Source organism: Pseudomonas sp. MDV22-iso1 (genome assembly GCF_058145095.1).
The window spans coordinates 95,227-113,914 of the sequence record NZ_JBYVMF010000013.1; the positions used below are offsets into that span (position 1 = coordinate 95,227).

Here is an 18,688-nt window from a genome sequence, read left to right on the forward strand (position 1 = left end):
TTATTCCTGTTGTTGTTTTGTTGGGCCGGCAAGCGGCAAACGGCACATCATCAGCAAACCACCAGGTTGGCGCTGCGCCTGCAGCGCGCCCCCGAAGCCTTCGATGATGCTGCGGCTCATGGACAGTCCCAGACCGAGGCCATCAGGCTTGCTGGTATAGAACGGGGTAAAAATCTGCTCCAGTTCGGACTCGCTGACACCCGGCCCCTGGTCTTGCACACTGATTTCCACGGTGGCGCTGCTGCCCTGCCCCGCAGCCAGCACGATCAATGACGGCTGGCCGGGATGCTGCTCGCGATTGGCATCAATGGCGTTGCGCACGACGTTGAGCAGGACCTGTTCCAGCAACACCCGGTCGGCATAAATCGGCGGCAGATTATCCGGCAGTCGATCCTCGATTGTCACTTGGCAATTGCTCGCCTCCCAGGCACACAAACGCACGGCTTCACGGGCGACGTCGGCAATGTCCAGCGCCTGCATGCGCCGCTGTCCCTTACGCAGAAACCCGCGCAATCGCCGGATGACTTCGGACGCATGGGTGGCGTGATGGGTGATGCGCTCAAGGCCCTGGGCCACGCGTTCGCCCGCCTGGGGATTGGAGTCCAGGGATTGCAAATACCGCTGGCTGGCATTGGCATAGTTCACCACGGCGGCCAGCGGCTGGTTGATCTCGTGGGCAATGCCCGAGGCCAGTTCACCCAGCGTGACCAGCCGCGCGGTATGCGCCAGTTCGTCCTGGTGGCGACGCTGCTGGGTTTCTCGCAACTCGCGTTCGGTCATGTCCCGCGCTACCAGGGAATAGTAGCGCTCACCACCGGCGGATCGATGGGCCAGCAACACCAGCGACACCGGCACCGAGCTACCGCCACCCCGCGGTTGCAAACGCGCATCCGTGCTCCACACGCCATGACGCTCGGCACCGCTCCAGCCATCGCGTTGCAGGCGTATCAGGTCTGCGCTGGCAAACACCTCGGCCACTGTCGGCATCGGTTGTTGCTCGTCGATCCCGAGGATGCGCCGCGCCGCCGGATTGAGGTAGGTGATGTGCCCTTCAGGGTCGATGAACAGTACCGGGTCGGTATTGGCCTCAACCACTTCGGCCAGCCGACGTTTGTTCTCTTCGGCCTGGACCCGGCCCGTGATGTCCCGCGAGACGCTGACCACCTCCACCACGGCGCCGGTGTAGGTTTCGCGAATGGCCCGGCTCGCGGTTTCAAACCACAGGTAATGCCCGTCACGATGACGAATGCGGTACGTCATCGTGTGGTAACCGTCCTGCTCCAGTGCATCCCGCGCGCGCTGCATGAGGCTGGCCAGGTCCTGACCATGGAACAGGCCCTGGGCCATTTTCCCCCGCAGTTCTTCGGGCCAATAGCCAAGCAACGTCCAGGAAGCAGGCGAGGCATCCAGAAAGCAGCCGTCCGGCGTGTGCCGGGAAATCAGGTCGGTGGTGTTTTCGATAATCAGCCGGTAAAGCCGCCGCGCAGTAGCCGCTTCACGTTCGGCCAGCACTTGGGTCGTGGCGTCGCGACAGCGGGCAAGCACCCGGTTGTCCTGGGGATCGGGGATAAAAGTCCAGATCAGAATCTGCGCCTCGAATTGGGCTTCGACACCTTCAATGGCGCGCTGCTGGTCCAGGCACGCGCGGACCAGTACCCGGTGATTGACCGGTAAAAAACCCAGCACATCGGTCAACGGTTTTTCAGCCAGCAACGCCATCAGCGCGGCATTGAATTCCAACGGACGGCCCTGTGCATCGAGGAGCAACCCCGGTTGCGGATCGTGCCCCAACAGCGGCGAACCACGCAGCATGCCGTTGACGCTGCTGAGCAGGGTCGTCAACAAATCGCGGACCCAGCCGAGCCAGTCAAAACTCACCCCTTCACACACCTCTACCAGCAACAGACCCGCGTGCCCCGGCTGCAACGCCAGGTCGAATACCTGGCCATGGCTGATCGCGGCTCGACGCAAACGCCCGGCCAGCCAGCAGTCGAGTTGACGCACCTGCGCCAGGTCCAGGCGCCCCGCGTCTACCAACGCTTCAAACAACAGTTGGTCGCTGGCCAGCGCCGGATCACCCTGCCCCGGAGGAAAATGCTGGGCGGCACCTTCGTGGCTGTAGATACCCGCCTGGGGTTGCCAGCTGAGGTAGACCGCCCGCCGGACTTCGGGACAATCCTGCAATGCCCGGCACAGGGCGTCGGCGCGGGCGGCCATGGGCACGCCCTCGCGCTGCAGTCGCAGCCAGCTGTGCAATCGAACGGGAGTCAGGCTCATCACGGGTCCGCTTCATCAGGGAGTGCAAGGATATACCGGCCTCGGAGGCACGATGGCACTCATTTAGAGCTATATAGTAGATATACTATACGCTATAGGTTGTACTTCCATATCCATGGCTGAATGTTATATAAAGCACACCGGACATAAAAGAGGCTGTCGGCGGCGACGCTGCCAAGCCATCTATAGAGCTAACAATCAGCCACCGAGTACCCGCACATGTCGATCTATGAACAAGGGCTCAGCCCTGCGGCTGTTAATCACATTGCCTTGTCTCCGCTCAGCTTCATCGAGCGTACCGCCAGCGTTTACCCGCACTACCCTGCCGTGATCCACGGTTCAATTCGCCGGACCTGGGCGCAGACCTACACCCGTTGCCGACGCCTCGCCTCGGCGCTGGCCGGTCGCGGCATCGGTAAAGACGACACGGTCGCGGTGATGCTGCCGAACATTCCAGAGATGCTCGAAGTGCATTTCGGCGTGCCCATGATCGGGGCCGTGCTCAACCCGCTCAACGTCCGCCTGGATGCCGAAGCCATTGCGTTCATGCTGCAGCATGGCGAGGCCAAGGTGCTGATCACCGACCGCGAGTTTCACAGCGTGATTCACGCCGCGATCGGCATGCTCGACCACCCGCCACTGGTGATCGACGTCAACGACCCCGAGTACGGTGAAGGCGAAGCGGTCAGCGAACTGGATTATGAGGCGTTGCTGGCCGAAGGCGACCCGGCGTTTGACTGGAAATGGCCGGCGAACGAATGGCAAGCCATCTCCCTGAATTACACCTCGGGCACCACCGGCAATCCAAAAGGCGTGGTTTACCACCATCGCGGCGCCTACCTGAATGCCCTGGGCAATCAGATGACCTGGGCCATGGGCAATCACCCGGTGTACCTCTGGACCCTGCCGATGTTCCATTGCAACGGCTGGTGCTACCCATGGACCATCACCGCGCTGGCCGGCGTTCATGTGTTCCTGCGCCGGGTCGATCCACAAAAAATCCTCACGCTGATTCGCGAACATCAGGTCACTCACCTGTGTGGCGCGCCTATCGTGCTCAACGCACTGGTGAACATGCCGGAATCGGCCAAGGCGGCCATCGACCACCCGGTCAACGCCATGGTCGCGGGCGCTGCGCCGCCAGCCAAAGTGATCGGTGCCGTGGAAGAAATGGGCATCAAGGTCACCCACGTCTATGGCCTGACCGAAACCTACGGCCCGGTGACGTTGTGCGCCTGGCACGAAGAATGGGACGAGCTGCCGCTGGAAGAACGGGCGCAGATCAAATCCCGCCAGGGCGTGCGCTACCCGACGCTTGAAGGGGTGATGGTCGGCGATTCGAAAACGCTTGAACCGACACCGCGGGATGGCCAGACCATCGGCGAGGTCTTCATGCGCGGCAATACCGTGATGAAGGGCTACCTGAAAAACCCGACCGCCACGGCCGAGGCGTTCGAAGGTGGCTGGTTTCACACTGGCGACCTGGCGGTCTGTCATCCCGATGGTTATGTCGAGATCAAGGACCGGCTCAAGGACATCATCATTTCCGGTGGCGAAAACATTTCCACCATCGAACTCGAAGGCGTGCTGTATCGCCATCCGGGTGTCATGGAAGCGGCCGTCGTGGCGCGACCGGACGAAAAATGGGGCGAAACGCCTTGCGCGTTCATCACGCTGAAGGCCGATCACCAGAACGTTCGCGAGGCCGACATCATCAGTTTCTGTCGCGAACACCTGGCCGGATTCAAGGTCCCGCGCACGGTGGTTTTCACCCTGCTGCCGAAGACGTCGACCGGCAAAGTCCAGAAGTACGTACTGCGCGACAGAGCTAAAGCGCTCTAACCCGAACGAAGCAAAACCCGCCAGGCGGCAGGCTGTTTTCCTGCCGCTTCGGGTTCGTGCGGGCCGAATTCGGCCCTGCGCCTCGCACCGATAACAACAACAAGGTGGAGCTACCCATGATCGACATCCATTCAACCGATACCCAACGCTGCGAACGTATTCGGTCCAACCCGAAATTCCTTCAACTGGTCAGCAGTCGCTCGCGCCTGGCCTGGTCGCTGAGTGCTGCGGTCCTGGGCACCTATTACGCCTTCATGCTGGTGGTGGCGTTCGCCCCGCAATGGCTGCACGCACCGCTCGGCGAGCATCGGATGTTGACCCTGGGCATGCCGGTCGGCGCCGCGATCATCGTGTTTTCCTGGTTGCTGACGGGCTGGTACGTGTACCGCGCCAACACCCGCTTCGATGCCTTGGGCGCCGCCATTCTTGAGGAGAGCAAATAATGAACCTGCTCCGTAAACTCCTGCTCACCCTCAGCGGCCTGTTGCCGGCGACCCTGGTGATGGCCGCTCCGTTGACCGGTGCAGCGGAAAAACAACCGCTTAACCTGCATGCGATCGGCATGTTCTTTGTGTTCGTCCTCGGCACACTGGCGATTACCTGGTGGGCCGCCCGCCAAACCAAATCCACGTCCGACTTCTATACCGCTGGCGGTGGCATCACCGGTTTTCAGAACGGGCTGGCGATTGCCGGCGACTATATGTCTGCCGCTACGCTGCTGGGGCTGTCCAGCCTGGTATTCGCCAAGGGATATGACGGCTTCATCTACACCATCGGCTTTTTTGTCGGCTGGCCGATCATTACCTTCCTCATGGCTGAGCGGCTGCGCAACCTGGGGCGCTACACCTTCGCCGACATCGTGTCTTACCGTCTCGATCAGAACAAAGTGCGGATCTTCGCCGCCTTCGGTTCGCTGACCGTGGTGTGCTGCTACCTGATCGTGCAGATGGTCGGCGCGGGTCAATTGATCAAGCTGTTGTTCGGTCTCGATTACCCGGTGGCCGTGGTGATCGTCGGCGCCTTGATGCTTGTTTACGTGATCTTCGGCGGCATGATTGCCACCACCTGGGTGCAGATCATCAAGGCCGTGTTGCTGCTGGCCGGTGGCACCACCCTGGCGGTCATGGCCATGTCGCAGTTCGGTTTCAGCTATGAAACCCTGGCTGACAAAGCCGTACAGGCCCATGCCAGTGGCTGGAACATCATGGGGCCGGGCTCCATGCTCGCCGACCCGATCAACACCGCATCGATGTCGCTGGGCCTGGTTTTCGGGATCGCCGGCCTGCCGCACATCCTGATGCGCTTCTTCACCGTGCCTAACGCCAAGGAAGCGCGTAAATCGGTGTTCTACGCCACCGGTTTCATCGGCTTCTTTTTCCTCGTGGTCTGCACCCTGGGCTTTGCCGCGATGGTGATCATCGGCACCGATCCGCAGTACTACGTCAATGGCGAAGTGGGCGGTACGCTGCTGGGTGGCGGCAACATGGTTGCCATGCACCTGGCCAAAGCGGTCGGCGGCAACCTGTTCTTCGGTTTCCTCTCGGCAGTCGCGTTCGCCACCATCCTCGCGGTGGTCTCCGGGCTGGCCCTGGCCGGCGCCTCGGCGATTTCCCACGACCTCTACGCCACCGTGTTCAAGAAAGGCAAAGCCACCGAGAAACAGGAAATGCGCGTGACCCGCATGGCCACCGTAGGCCTGGGCATCATCGCAATCCTGCTGGGCATTCTGTTCGAGAAGATGAACGTCGCGTTCCTCGTGGGCCTGACCTTCGGCATCGCGGCGTCGACCAACTTCCCGGTGTTGATCATGGCCATGTACTGGAAAGGCCTGACCACCAAAGGCGCAATCATCGGCGGTTTTGCCGGACTGATCTGCGCGCTGGTGCTGGTGATCCTGTCGCCGGCCGTTTGGGTCACCGTGCTCGGTCATGCCCACGCGATCTTCCCTTACGACCACCCAGCCCTGTTCTCCATGCCCTTGGCGTTCCTGGTGATCGTGGTGGTTTCGCGCCTCGACAGCAGTGTTCGCGCCGACAAGGAACGTGGTGCCTACGCCGATCAGTTCGTTCGCGCCCAGACCGGCCTCGGTGCCGCCAGCGCTTCCAGCCATTAATCGATCCGGCACGACCCGCGCTCGCGGCGTCGTGCCCTTCGCACAAACCGTCCTGACGAGGTTCACGCTATGCCCGAATTCAACGCCCCGCTGCGCGACATGCGCTTTGTGCTGCATGAAGTGTTTGACGCCCCGGCCCTGTGGGCGCGCCTGCCAGCCCTGGCCGACACGGTCGATGCTGCCACGGCTGACGCGATACTCGAAGAGGCCGCCAAGGTCACCTCACACCTCATCGCGCCGTTGAATCGCAGCGGCGACGAAGAAGGCGCCCAGTGGCTCGACGGCAACGTCAGCACGCCGATTGGCTTCAAACAGGCTTACGCCACCTACATCGAAGGCGGCTGGGTGGGCCTGTCGGGCAACACCGATTTCGGCGGCATGGGCATGCCGAAGATGCTTGCCGTGCAGTTTGAAGAAATGCTCTACGGCGCCAACTCCAGTTTCGCGCTGTATTCGGCCCTCAGCTCCGGCGCCTGCCTGGCGCTGGACGCACACGCCAGCGACACCCTGAAAAAACTTTACCTGCCACCCATGTATGAAGGCCGCTGGGCCGGTTCCATGTGTTTGACCGAAGCCCACGCCGGCACCGACCTGGGGCTCATCCGCACCCGCGCCGAGCCCCAGGCCGACGGCAGCTTCCTCATCACCGGCAGCAAGATTTTCATCACCGGCGGCGATCAGGACCTGACTGAAAACATTGTTCATCTGGTACTGGCCAAACTGCCGGATGCGCCAGCGGGACCGAAAGGCATCTCGCTGTTTGTGGTGCCCAAAGTGCGGGTCAATGCAGACGGCTCCCTGGGTGAAGCCAACGCTGTCAGCTGCGGCTCGATCGAACACAAGATGGGCATCAAGGCCTCGGCCACCTGCGTGATCAATTTCGACGGTGCCAGCGGCTGGCTGGTCGGGGAAGCCAACAAGGGCCTGGCGGCGATGTTCACGATGATGAACTACGAACGCCTGTCCATCGGCATTCAAGGCATCGGTTGCGCGCAAGCGTCTTACCAGAGCGCCGTGGCGTATGCCCGTGAACGGGTGCAGAGCCGCGCACCGACCGGTGCCATGGCTCCGGAAAAACTGGCCGACCCGATCATCGTCCACCCCGATGTGCGACGCATGCTGCTCGGTATGAAAGCGATGACCGAAGGTGGCCGCGCCTTTGCCAGTTATGTCGGGCAACAACTGGACCTGGCAAAATTTTCCGATGACGCCCTCGAGCGCGACAACGCGCAGAACCTGGTCGCGCTGCTGACGCCTGTGGCCAAGGCCTTTTTCACCGACACCGGGCTGGAAAGCTGCATCAACGGCCAGCAAGTCTTCGGCGGCCATGGCTATATCCGTGAATGGGGTCAGGAGCAACTGGTGCGTGACGTGCGCATTGCGCAAATTTACGAAGGCACCAACGGAATTCAGGCCCTGGACCTGCTGGGGCGCAAAGTGGTGGGCAACCAGGGCGTCGCGCTGCGCCAGTTCACTGCCGAGATCCGCCGTTTCGCCGACTTGCCGGACGCCCCTTATGCGTCGCAATTGCTCGACGCAGTGCAACGCCTGGAAAACCTCAGTGACTGGGTGCAAGACCGATCCGCAACCAACCGCAACGAAATCGGCGCCGCATCGGTTGAGTACCTGCACCTGTTCGGCTACGTCGCCTACGCCTGGCTATGGGCGCGCATGGCGCATGTCGCGGGGGAAAACCGCAGCACCGACGAAGTTTTTTACGGTGCGAAGATCGCCACCGCCGACTTCTACATCCATCGCCTGCTGCCACGCATCTTGAGCCTGGAGCAATCCATTCGCGCCGGCAGCGCCCCCCTGTACGGCCTGAGCGCTGAACAGTTCTAACGATTGAACCGCACGCGGCGCCTTGCTCCTCTCATTTTGGGCGTTCGCGTTTTTTATCGAGAAGCCCTCGCCCGTCCGGCGAGGGCTGCAGTACCCGTTATTTCATAATAAAAACAAAGGGGCTTCACCATGGACCGTCACACCCGCAAGATCGCCAGCCGACTGCTTCTGGCCGGCGGCGTCATCAGCCTCTCGGCGACCGCCTCTGCTGAATTCATCAAAGACAGCAAAGCCAGCGTTGAACTGCGCAACTTCTACTTCAATCGTGATTTTCGCCAGGACAACGCTGCGCAATCCAAACAAGAGGAATGGGCTCAGGGCTTTCTGATGCGCTTCGAATCGGGCTTTACCGAAGGCACCATTGGCGTCGGCTTCGATGCCATCGGCCTGCTGGGGGTCAAGCTCGATTCCAGCCCTGATCGTGCCGGTTCCGGCTTGCTCAAGCGCCACAGCGACACCCGCAAAGGGGCTCAGGATGAATACGGCGAAGTGGGCCTGACCGCGAAAGCTAGAGCGGCGAAAAGCGTGCTGAAACTCGGCACCCTGTTGCCCAAGTTACCGACGGTCCTGGCCAACGATTCACGGTTGTTGCCACAAACCTTCGAGGGCGGTCAGTTGACGTCGCTGGACATCGAAGGCCTCACCGCGGACGCCGGTCGCCTGACCCAGGTCAATCAGCGCGACTCCTCGAACTATGAGGACATGGGCATCACCCGAACCGGTGCCAAGGGCATCATCAGCCGTCACCTGGCCAGCGACAGCTTCGATTTCGCCAGCCTCAACTACAAATGGACACCCAACCTCGCCACTGGCTACGCCTACGGTCATCTGGATAATTTCTACAGCCAGCACATGGTCAACCTGACTCACGTTTTGCCGATCACCACCGGGCAATCGTTCAAGAGCGATCTGCGCTTCGCCCGCTCCACGGATGAGGGCGGCAGCAACGTCGACAACAAGGCCCTGGGCGCCATGTTCACCTACAGCCTCGGCGGCAATGCCTTCGGCCTGGGTTATCAGGGCATGAGCGGCGACACCGGTTTTGCTTACATCAATGGCACCGACGCGTTTTTGGTGAACTTCGTGCAGATCGGCGACTTCGCCAGCAAGGACGAACAATCGTGGCAGGCTCGCTACGACTACAACTTCGCGGCCATGGGCGTACCGGGCCTGACGTTCATGACCCGCTACCTCAGCGGCTCGAACATCGACCTGGGCAACAACCGTCCTGAAGGCAAGGAATGGGAACGTGATACGGACATTGGTTATGTTGTGCAGAGCGGACCGTTGAAAAATGTCGGGGTGAAATGGCGTAACGCGACAGTGCGTTCGACCCACTTTGGCAGTGATCTGGATGAGAACCGGTTCATCGTCAGCTATACCTTGCCGATCTGGTAAGCACCCCGGTTGCATCTGACGCTGTAGGAGCAAAGCTTGCTCGCGATAGATCATCGTTGCCTGACACACCGTCATCGCGAGCAGGCTCACTCCCACCTTTGTTCAGCGGTGAACACGGCATCAGCATCCAACACAGATCCCCTGTAGGAGTGAGCCTGCTCGCGATGGCGTCATACCTGTCGACATCAATCTTGAATGACCCACCGCTTTCGTCGGAATGCCGCCCAGACCAAGCTTTGCTCCTACAGAGCCGGATGCCGTCCCCAACCGGCAACACACCTCCCGACTCCATCCCGCGGCAATGGCGATAGTAGGATAAGATGCCCTGCAAACCAGGCTCGCCACGGGACGCCCCGCATGACAGATAACAGTCGGAACACCCCCCGCCTGATCAAGAAATACCCCAATCGCCGGCTGTACGACACCCACACCAGCAGTCACCTGACGCTGGCGGACATACGTCAATTGGTCGTCGATAAAGTTGCGTTTCAGGTGGTCGATGCCAAGAGCGGCGAGGACCTGACGCGCAGCATCTTGCTGCAGGTAATTCTGGAAGCTGAAAGTGGCGGAGAGCCGATCTTCACCAGCGAAATGCTGATGGGGATCATCCAGTTCTACGGTCCTTATCAGGGCGTTCTCGGCAGCTACCTGGACAAGAGCATCCAGACCGTCATCGACATTCAGTCCCAGACCGGCGCGCAATCGTCCGAGGCCTGGAGCACGTTCATGCACCAGCAAGCGCCTGTGATGCAGGACTTGATGCGCCAGTATGTCGACCAATCCAAGGCGTTGTACCTCAATACCCAGAACATGTTTGGCATGTTTGGCGGCAAGCCAGGCGCCGATAACGGGACGAAAAAAAATGGCGACGGGGAATAACCCGTCGCCATCGGTGCCGCTGGCCTGATTTGACTTACTTGTTACCGCTGGAGGCCTTGGCGCTTGGCTCCGGCGCCGCTTTTTCGGCCGCGCCAGTCGCTGCGTCGAAACCGCTCTGAGCCACATCGGACGCCTGTTTCACGGCTTTTTGTGCGCTTTCAAAGACGGTACCGGCATTGGCCAGGCCCGATTTGAATGCGGCCACGACGGGCTCGGAGCCGGCCGGTGCATTCTTGCTGATCGTTTCAACAAACTCGTGAACCTGCTGGGTACCGGCTTCGACCTGACTTGACGCCAGTGTCGCGATGTCCGACTGCGTGCCCACGATCAGCGCTTGAACCTGACGATTGAACTCGGCCAGACGTTCGGTCTGCTTGCTCGGCTGGGTGAAAGAAGCCTGAAGCTCGGCGAAACCTTGTGGGTCACGCACGGCCAGTAACTTGCGAACACCCTCAAAGTGCTCCTCGGTGGAATCGCGCAGTGCCTTGAACTGCAACTGGCTGAGCTGTTCGACGCTGGCGAAGACTTTGCCGCTGATTTGCTGCAAAAGATCGAGGTTGGCTTTCTGAGCGGTTTGCAGTTTTTCCGAATTGAAAAAAGACATGCTTGAATCTCCTGGTACTGGAAGGCCTGAAGGGGCCTGAGGACGCGATAGCGATCCGGCCAGTCATCGCGCTGGATTTGATATTGCAGCGCACAAAAGAATTTGGCAATGAGTATTTTGTGCAGCGCACAATAAAACGTGTCCGCTGGACAGGTATTAGCGCTAGACTCCTGAAAATCGAGCGTTTCGCCCCTACCGGCTTATCTACAGCGTCAGGGCGGAATGCTTTCCATGCAGGTCGTCAGGAGATCACGATGGGTCAGGAAGAAAATATTGCGGTGCACGATGATGCGCATCGCACAGCGTCCGGTGTGTTCGAACACCTCAACCATCTGCAACGTCTCAACACCCGCAACGTCCTTGACGCCGCGCACAAGCGCCAGGGCGAAACCTTCGCGCCCTCGCGCCTGCAACAACTCAGGCAACCCACGGCGGCCGACTGGCAGGAATACCTGACCGACCTCGGCGAGCGCAGCGTGTTGTTCATGGACACCTTGCGCCAACGGGGTGACAACACACTCGCTCACGAGCGCGCCGGGTATCCCCTGCTGCTTAAATTCGATCATGAAACCCTGGTCAACGGCGAAGACTTGCCACGCCCGGTCAATTACTCGCTGTTAAGGATTCTTGAGGGATCCGGGCAAGTGATCGACAGTAAAAAACAGCCAGTCATCATCATCGATCCACGGGGCGGCCATGGCTCGGGCATCGGCGGGTTCAAACAGGATTCGGTTATTGGTGAAAGTCTGCGGGCCGGGCACCCCACCTACTTCATCTCGTTCAGTCACGCGCCAAGTCCAGGGCAAACCCTCGCCGACATTGTCCAGGCGCAGGCGCATTTCATCGAAGTCGTCAGCGCCCGGCATCCCGACAGCGCGAAACCGGTTGTGATCGGCAACTGCCAGGCAGGCTGGGCGTTGATGGGGCTGGCCGCGTCCAGGCCGGAGTTGCCCGGGCTGATCATCGTCAATGGCGCCCCCCTGTCCTACTGGGCCGGAACCAACGGCCGCAACCCCATGCGTTACACCGGCGGTTTGCTGGGTGGCGGCTGGATGGCGCGGTTGGGCAGCGATCTGGGCAATGACCGCTTTGACGGCACCTGGCTGGTGAGCAATTTCGAAAGCCTGGACCCGGCCAATAGCTGGTGGGGCAAGTACTACCACTTGTTCAGCGAAGTCGACAGCGAGGCCCCGCGGTTTCTGGATTTTGAACGCTGGTGGGGCAGCCCGACGCTGCTCAATGGCGAAGAAATCGAAATGATCGTCGACGACCTGTTCATCGGCAATCAGTTGTCCGGCGGCCTCGGACGCAAGAGCAATGGCCTGGACCTCAAACGTATCGAAGTACCGGTGGTGGTGTTTTGCTCCTACGGCGACAACATCACCCCGCCGCAACAGGCACTGGACTGGATCAGCGACGTTTACCCCAGCGACCTGGCGCTGCAAACCAGCGGACGCACCATCGTTTACCTGCGCCACGCGAGCATCGGGCATCTGGGCATCTTTGTGTCCGGCGAAGTCGCTCGCCGCGAACACCGTGAACTGCTGGGCGCGGTCGACACGATCAATGCGTTGCCGGCCGGGCTGTATGAAATGCTCATCGAGGACCAACCGGAAGACCCGGAAACGCCCTATGCCGTGCGTTTCGAGCCTCGCCGAATCGCCGATATTCATGGCGAAGAGCAACCCGCTCGTGATGACGATGGCGAGTTCGCGCTGGTCGAACGTGCATCGGCCGTCAATAACAGTCTTTACGACGGTTTTGTCCGTCCATGGTTACGCCAGTGGATCAACGAACCGACTGCCGAAATCATCCGCAGATCGCACCCTTTCCATCAGCAACAACTGCTGTGGAGCAGTTTGAACCCGGCGCAGTGGTGGCTGAACGCAGGCGCCGCCCGGGTCAGCCATGATCGCCACCCCGTCAGCCAGGACAACCCGTTGCTGGCGTGGCAAGGATTGTTCTCCAGCCAGGTCCAGGATGCCTTGAACGGTTATCGAGACCTGCGCGACGCCACCCAGGAGCTGTGTTTCTACGGAGTGTATGGCGTGTTGAATAGCTTCAGCGGCCCTGCGCCCAAGCAAAACCTGCAAGCGCCTGCCGAGCAGCACGACGCGCTTGTGATTGAACGCCTGCAAAATGTGCTGCCGCCGTGTGGCCCGTTAGATGCGTTGGTCCCGGTGGTATTGCCGGAGGAAAGCCCGATTCAACCCATAGTCGAGCCTGATGTCCCTGTGCCGGACATCGCCCCGGTAGTGCCGGAGCCGATCCAACCAGAACTCCCCGTTTCAAGCCAGGCCGCTGTCGTCGCAGTAGTCAGCCCGCCACGCAAACCGAACAGGGGTGGAAAAGGACCGAAAAAACCGCACACGAAATAACCCGGCAACGAGGACCGCGTCAGACCGGCGCGGTCTCTTCGATTTCAAACGATTCATCGGAGCGGTACTGGCCAGGCGTCATGCCAAACCAGCGGCTGCAGGCTTTATTGAAGCTGCTGTGGTCGTGAAATCCCAAGAGATACGCCACATGCTTCATGTTGAAACGAGAGTGGCGCAGGTAGAAATCGGCCAGTTCACGACGCACCGCATTCTGGACATCCTTGAATTGGGTGCCGTCCTTTTCCAGGGCACGTTGCAGCGTCCGCTTACTGATGCTCAGCGCCGCAGCGATGGACTCCATGTCGCAAAGCCCCCGGCCCTGACTCAAACGCTCGGTGATCAGCGCACGAATCCTGCCAACGATGGAGAAGCCAAACAGCAGATCCAGTTGCGCCTCGGCAAAGCTGTCATGCAATACCGCCAGCGCTTCGTTCGCCATGCTCAAGGGACGCAACAGCTCCTGGCCATCAAACAGGATGCTGTCGTAGGCCGAACCAAAATGCAGATCACAGCCAAACAGGCGCCGATGTTCAGAGGTGTCTGGCGGTTGCGGATAACTGAATTCCACACTCAGGGGTTGCGGTAACTTGCCGTCCCCCAGCCAGCGGCAGAAGCCCAGCAAGGACGCCAGGCCCGCGTCGGCGTATTGGCGAGGCTTGATCGAGCCGGACTGTTGATGGTCAAGGGAGGCCAATCGGAAGTGGCCTTGCTCGGGCACAAAAAAAAGGCTGAATCCGGTACCGATCAACGGGCTGAATCGCACCAGTCGTTCCAGTGCGCGCTTGAGATTGAGGCTGGACATCATGGTGTAGCCGACGATCTGAAAACTCCCCGGATGGAAATGCCCGTAGGCTTTCAAGCCGATGTCCGGATCAGCGCTGGCTTGGGCACCCAGTTGCCACAACCGATATATCACCCTGCGCTCGCACCACGCTCCCGGGGTATTCGCGATCGCCATGTCCAGTCCGGCTTCCTGGCACAGGCTGGCAGCATCCAGCCCCTGCGCCGAGAGCGTAGTGACCAGCACATTGGCATAGCCTGAGCTCATTCTGTACATGGCGTCCTCGTTGACCTGGGACCCGGACACCCTGTCCGGAGCCATGACTGATTTGGGTGAATTGAATAGTAAGTGCGTACCTGATCCGGGGCGTTGATCTGAGTATAGGTACTCACCGGTTGGCCGTACCTTCCATCCCCCATGCACCACAAAACCTGTAGCAGCTGCCGAGCCCGCGAGGCTGCGTTGGGTCCTGCGAGGACTTCGTCCTCGAACGCAGCCTCGCAGGCTCGGCAGCGGCTACAGGTGATCGCGGTGATTTCGGAGCTTTCAGGCGGACTTGGCACCGTTGGACACCAGACAGTCACCTCCCAACACTTCCGCACCGCCTGGCAATCACGAACACTCCCTCATCTTGCAGCGCAAAACAAAAAAAAGAACGGAGTGTATGAAGTCGCTTGGTCGTATTGCGCAGATCACCGCCTGTATGGGTGGGATTTGAGCAGCGCCCGGGCCGACTTTCCGGCCAGGACGGCGTTGATAAGCAGTCAAAGAACCGCGTTTGTTTTCACAACCTATACGGCGCCGAAGCCCGGCGTTGCGGTTTTTTCTGCCCGGATTACACCTCAGGGCAAGGAGTGACATGGACAACAACACGCATACGTTTAATAGCTACTGGTCGGGCCAGGTGCCGTTCATTGCCTCCTTTGCAGTGCAACAATTGCGCCTATGGGTCAGCACCAATCCGTGGTTTACCGGCCAGGACTACAACGCCTGGTTCGAACTGCCACGCGGCACCCTGGACGCCCTTCAATCCGAGTACCAGCAGCAATGGGGCGTACTCGGCCAGCAGTTGCTGAGCGGTCAGCCGTTCAGTTTTGAAGATCGACGTTTCGCCAGCGGAAACTGGAGCCAGCCGCTGTTTGGCTCACTGGCAGCCTTCTACCTGCTGAACGCCGGCTTTCTCCTGAAACTGCTCGACAGGTTGCCGATTGAAGAAAAGAAGCCACGCAAACGCCTGCTCTATCTGGTGGAGCAAGCCATCGCCGCTGGCGCCCCGAGCAACTTCCTGGCGAGTAATCCCGATGCGCTGCAACGTGTCGTCGATACCCAAGGCAGCAGCCTGCTGACGGGCTTGTTGCACCTGGCCAGTGACCTGCAGGAAGGCAAGATGCGCCAGTGCGACAGCGACGCTTTTGAAGTGGGCGTCGACCTGGCGAACACCCCCGGAGAAGTGGTGTTCGAGAACGCGCTGTTCCAGCTGATCCAGTACTACCCGCAGAGCGACACCCAGTACCAGCGACCGGTATTCATCGTCCCGCCGTCGATCAACAAGTACTACATTCTTGACCTGCGCCCGGACAACTCGATGGTTCGCCATCTGTTGCAACAGGGCCATCCGGTGTTCCTGATGTCGTGGCGCAACTTCGATCAGGCACACGCCGCTACTACCTGGGATGACCTGATCGAAACCGGCATCATTACCGGGCTGAACGTCACCCGCGAGATCAGTGGCGAGGGTCGCCCGAACTGCGTTGGTTTTTGTATCGGCGGAACCCTGTTGAGTTCGGCACTGGCTGTCATGGCGGCGCGCGGCGACCGGGAAATTGCCAGCGTCAGCCTGCTGACCACCTTCCTCGATTACCTCGACACCGGTCCGATCGACATCTTCGTCGACGAGCAACTGGTGGCGTACCGCGAGCGGACCATCGGTGGCATCGACGGCCCCATCGGTCTGTTCAAGGGCGAGGACATGGGCAACACCTTCTCGCTGCTGCGCCCTAATGATTTGTGGTGGAACTACAACGTCGACAAGTACCTCAAGGGCCAGAAACCCAACGCCCTCGACCTGCTGTTCTGGAACAACGACAGCACCAATCTGCCCGGCCCGATGTACTGCTGGTACCTGCGCCATACGTACCTGCAAAACGACCTGAAATCCGGCGAGCTGGATTGCTGCGGGGTCAAACTGGACCTGCACGCCATTGAAGCGCCCGCCTACATACTCGCCACCCACGACGACCACATCGTCCCGTGGCGCAGTGCATACGCCAGCACCGCGTTGCTGGGCGGCACCACGCGTTTCGTGCTGGGCGCGTCGGGGCACATCGCCGGAGTCATCAACCCACCGGCCCGCGAAAAACGCCATTACTGGACCAATGACCGGGTCACCGAGGATCCGGAGCTTTGGTTCAAGGATGCCCGGCAACTGAGCGGCAGCTGGTGGAATGACTGGTTTGTCTGGCTGGCTGAACACGCCGGCGAACGCCAGCCATCAACCACGCCAATCGGAAGTGCACACTACCCACCACTGGAGCCGGCACCGGGGCGTTATGTGAAGCAATAACTTCCCTTCCCAAGGGAACGGCGGCGAACACACAATCCGCGTCGAACACAGATCCCCTGTAGGAGCGAGCCTGCTCGCGATGACGGCCTCATAGCCGACGGGTTTCCCCTGATGTACCCGGATTAAATGTGGGAGCTGGCCTGCCGGCGATGGCGGTCTTTCAGGCGACACGCTTTTTCGTAGCCGCCTTGCACTGGCGTTTGATCTGCTTTTGATCTGTTTTTGATCTTCTTGCCCCACGGAGCAGGACCGGAGCGAGGGTATGCCGAGCCCAGGCGAGGCACCGCACGAAAGGGGCAAGAGCCCTTGGTTACTTGGGGCTTTTCCAAGTGACTCGCTGTAAAAGCGAAACCAATAGAAGCCATGACAAAAGAAATGGATATGTACACCAGCAAGAGCCTCGCCGCCAATCAGACCGCTATCGCGAGCAGGCTCACTCCTACAGTTTGATCCGGGGACATCAGGAGATATGGGTTGCCTGCCAGGCCGCCATCGTCGGAACGCCGCCCGGACCAAGCTCGGCTCCCACAGGTTAAGCAAGTACTTGGGTGAACACCGCACTTCAAAACTGGATCGGCTATCCCCCCTGTCCCAAGCCGCTCGCTCCCAATGGCTCAGGCGATTATCATGGCCATCATCCTCAATCCAGCCTTCGATGAGACTGTGCATGACCTTCGATTTTGATCAGGTGTTCGATCGCCACAACACTGGCAGTACCAAATGGAGCCGCTACCCGGCAGACGTGCTGCCGATGTGGGTGGCGGACATGGATTTTGCTGCGCCACCGGTCATCGTTCAGGCGCTGCAAAAACGTCTTGAGCACCCACTGCTCGGTTATAGCGTGTCCCAGGATGATCTGCGCGAGGCCATCGTTGCCGACTTATGGAACAAATATGCCTGGCGTGTTGATCCGCAGGCGCTGATCTTTCTGCCGGGGGTCGAGTCGGGGTTCAACATGGCGCTGAATGCGCTGATCGAGCCGCAGCAGAATGTCGTGGTTCAGGTGCCGAACTACCCACCGTTGCGCCACGCACCTGGTCATTGGGGGCTGAACAAGGTTGAGCTGGAGTTCGTCGCCCAGGCAGACGGCACGTATTCCACTCCCCTCGAAACGTTGCGCCAGTCGCTGCAAGGTGGCGGCGCCCTGCTCTTGAGCAATCCGCACAATCCACTGGGCAAGGCATTCCCTCGCGAAGAGCTGCTAGCGGTGGCGCAAGTCTGCCTGGCGCAGGACGCGTGGATCATCTCCGACGAGATCCATGCCGAGCTGTGCTTCGACGGACGTGTGCACATTCCGACGGCCTCCCTGAGCCCGGAAATCGCCCGCCGCACCATCACGCTGATGTCCGCCAGCAAGGCCTACAACATTGCCGGGCTGAAGACCTCGTTCATGATCATTGAAGACCCGGCATTGCGCGCGCGGGTCAACCATGCCCGTTGCGGCATGGTCGACAGCGTCAACCCGCTGGGCATGGAAGCGACACGTGTGGCCTACAGCGAAGCCGCGCCGTGGCTGGCGGAGCTCAAGACGTACCTGCAAGCCAACCGCGATTACCTGGTCGACGCCGTTCGCACCCGGTTGCCCGGCATTACCATGAATGTGCCGCAAAGCACGTATCTGGCGTGGCTCGACTGTTCGGCCCTGGGCCTGGACAATCCGCAGCAGTTTTTCCTGGAGCAGGCAAAAGTCGGTTTGAGCGCGGGCCTGGACTTCGGTGATCAACACCAACAGTTCGTACGCATCAACTTCGGCTGCCCGCGTTCATTGCTTGAAGAAGGAATTGCGCGGATGGAGCGCAGTCTGCGCCACCTGAAGGCCTGACAGCGCCAATACAATCCCCTGTAGCGGCGGGGAAATCCTGTGGCGAGGGGATTTATCCCCGTCGGGTCGCGCAGCGGCCCCAAAATCTTTACGACTGCTGCGCAGCCGGACGGGGATAAATCCCCTCGCCACAGGCCGCCAGCTGCTACAGGGGGCGGAGTAGTCGGTAAGCAAACCACAGGGTTATTG

At 60.3% G+C, this 18,688-nt stretch carries 12 protein-coding genes; 9 read left to right on the top strand and 3 right to left on the bottom strand.

What is annotated here, in order from left to right; genetic code table 11:
* A complete protein-coding gene (locus AC3ZVB_RS16355) occupies nucleotides 1-2,277 on the bottom strand; it encodes a PAS domain-containing sensor histidine kinase (RefSeq protein WP_162438059.1) in 2,277 nt (758 codons plus the stop codon).
* A 219-nt stretch (nucleotides 2,278-2,496) separates the two neighbouring features.
* Here AC3ZVB_RS16355 and AC3ZVB_RS16360 point away from each other — a divergent pair, with 219 nt between their 5' ends.
* The 6 genes from AC3ZVB_RS16360 (at nucleotide 2,497) to phaR (ending at nucleotide 10,351) form a co-directional block, all read left to right on the top strand.
* A complete protein-coding gene (locus AC3ZVB_RS16360; protein ID WP_162438060.1) occupies nucleotides 2,497-4,119 on the top strand; it encodes an acyl-CoA synthetase in 1,623 nt (540 codons plus the stop codon).
* Between the two features lie 116 nt (nucleotides 4,120-4,235).
* On the top strand, nucleotides 4,236-4,562 hold the full coding sequence (locus tag AC3ZVB_RS16365; protein WP_194693187.1) for a DUF485 domain-containing protein: 327 nt from the start codon (nucleotides 4,236-4,238) through the stop codon (nucleotides 4,560-4,562).
* Nucleotides 4,562-6,232, top strand: coding sequence for a cation acetate symporter (locus AC3ZVB_RS16370; RefSeq protein ID WP_490147138.1), 1,671 nt, complete (start codon nucleotides 4,562-4,564; stop codon nucleotides 6,230-6,232). The genes AC3ZVB_RS16365 and AC3ZVB_RS16370 overlap by 1 nt, the downstream gene beginning before the upstream one ends.
* Nucleotides 6,233-6,301: 69 nt before the next feature.
* A complete protein-coding gene (locus tag AC3ZVB_RS16375) occupies nucleotides 6,302-8,074 on the top strand; it encodes an acyl-CoA dehydrogenase C-terminal domain-containing protein (protein ID WP_490147139.1) in 1,773 nt (590 codons plus the stop codon).
* Nucleotides 8,075-8,203: 129 nt separating this feature from the next.
* Entirely contained in the window at nucleotides 8,204-9,472 is a 1,269-nt protein-coding gene (locus tag AC3ZVB_RS16380; RefSeq protein WP_194693190.1) for an OprD family porin, read from the top strand.
* Nucleotides 9,473-9,829: 357 nt separating this feature from the next.
* Complete coding sequence (phaR, locus tag AC3ZVB_RS16385; RefSeq protein ID WP_162438065.1) at nucleotides 9,830-10,351, top strand: polyhydroxyalkanoate synthesis repressor PhaR; 522 nt, start codon at nucleotides 9,830-9,832, stop codon at nucleotides 10,349-10,351.
* A gap of 34 nt (nucleotides 10,352-10,385) precedes the next feature.
* Here phaR and phaP read toward each other — a convergent pair whose 3' ends face one another.
* Nucleotides 10,386-10,955 (bottom strand): TIGR01841 family phasin, encoded by a 570-nt coding sequence (phaP, locus tag AC3ZVB_RS16390; RefSeq protein ID WP_162438066.1) that lies wholly within the window; start codon nucleotides 10,953-10,955, stop codon nucleotides 10,386-10,388.
* 254 nt (nucleotides 10,956-11,209) lie between these two features.
* Here phaP and AC3ZVB_RS16395 point away from each other — a divergent pair, with 254 nt between their 5' ends.
* The gene (locus AC3ZVB_RS16395; protein ID WP_490147140.1) at nucleotides 11,210-13,333 is read left to right on the top strand and encodes a DUF3141 domain-containing protein; all 2,124 of its coding nucleotides are present in this window, start codon (nucleotides 11,210-11,212) and stop codon (nucleotides 13,331-13,333) included.
* A 19-nt stretch (nucleotides 13,334-13,352) separates the two neighbouring features.
* Here AC3ZVB_RS16395 and AC3ZVB_RS16400 read toward each other — a convergent pair whose 3' ends face one another.
* Nucleotides 13,353-14,390, bottom strand: a complete 1,038-nt coding sequence (locus AC3ZVB_RS16400) for an AraC family transcriptional regulator (protein WP_162438068.1) — start codon at nucleotides 14,388-14,390, stop codon at nucleotides 13,353-13,355.
* Nucleotides 14,391-14,973: 583 nt separating this feature from the next.
* On the opposite strand from AC3ZVB_RS16400, the gene phaC reads away from it, so the two are divergent.
* On the top strand, nucleotides 14,974-16,677 hold the full coding sequence (gene phaC / locus AC3ZVB_RS16405; RefSeq protein ID WP_490147141.1) for a class I poly(R)-hydroxyalkanoic acid synthase: 1,704 nt from the start codon (nucleotides 14,974-14,976) through the stop codon (nucleotides 16,675-16,677).
* 667 nt (nucleotides 16,678-17,344) lie between these two features.
* Nucleotides 17,345-18,499: a MalY/PatB family protein gene (locus tag AC3ZVB_RS16410; protein WP_490147142.1), complete on the top strand. Its 1,155-nt coding sequence runs from the start codon at nucleotides 17,345-17,347 to the stop codon at nucleotides 18,497-18,499.
* Nucleotides 18,500-18,688: the final 189 nt, after the last annotated feature.

Bases quoted from the DNA above. Each gene is read 5' to 3' on its own strand.
- phaR (WP_162438065.1), top strand. From the start codon at position 9,830: ATGACAGATAACAGTCGGAACACCCCCCGCCTGATCAAGAAATACCCC.
- AC3ZVB_RS16395 (WP_490147140.1), top strand. From the start codon at position 11,210: ATGGGTCAGGAAGAAAATATTGCGGTGCACGATGATGCGCATCGCACA.
- phaC (WP_490147141.1), top strand. From the start codon at position 14,974: ATGGACAACAACACGCATACGTTTAATAGCTACTGGTCGGGCCAGGTG.
- AC3ZVB_RS16360 (WP_162438060.1), top strand. From the start codon at position 2,497: ATGTCGATCTATGAACAAGGGCTCAGCCCTGCGGCTGTTAATCACATT.
- AC3ZVB_RS16355 (WP_162438059.1), bottom strand. From the start codon at position 2,277: ATGAGCCTGACTCCCGTTCGATTGCACAGCTGGCTGCGACTGCAGCGC.
- AC3ZVB_RS16380 (WP_194693190.1), top strand. From the start codon at position 8,204: ATGGACCGTCACACCCGCAAGATCGCCAGCCGACTGCTTCTGGCCGGC.
- AC3ZVB_RS16370 (WP_490147138.1), top strand. From the start codon at position 4,562: ATGAACCTGCTCCGTAAACTCCTGCTCACCCTCAGCGGCCTGTTGCCG.
- AC3ZVB_RS16375 (WP_490147139.1), top strand. From the start codon at position 6,302: ATGCCCGAATTCAACGCCCCGCTGCGCGACATGCGCTTTGTGCTGCAT.
- AC3ZVB_RS16365 (WP_194693187.1), top strand. From the start codon at position 4,236: ATGATCGACATCCATTCAACCGATACCCAACGCTGCGAACGTATTCGG.
- AC3ZVB_RS16410 (WP_490147142.1), top strand. From the start codon at position 17,345: ATGACCTTCGATTTTGATCAGGTGTTCGATCGCCACAACACTGGCAGT.
- phaP (WP_162438066.1), bottom strand. From the start codon at position 10,955: ATGTCTTTTTTCAATTCGGAAAAACTGCAAACCGCTCAGAAAGCCAAC.
- AC3ZVB_RS16400 (WP_162438068.1), bottom strand. From the start codon at position 14,390: ATGTACAGAATGAGCTCAGGCTATGCCAATGTGCTGGTCACTACGCTC.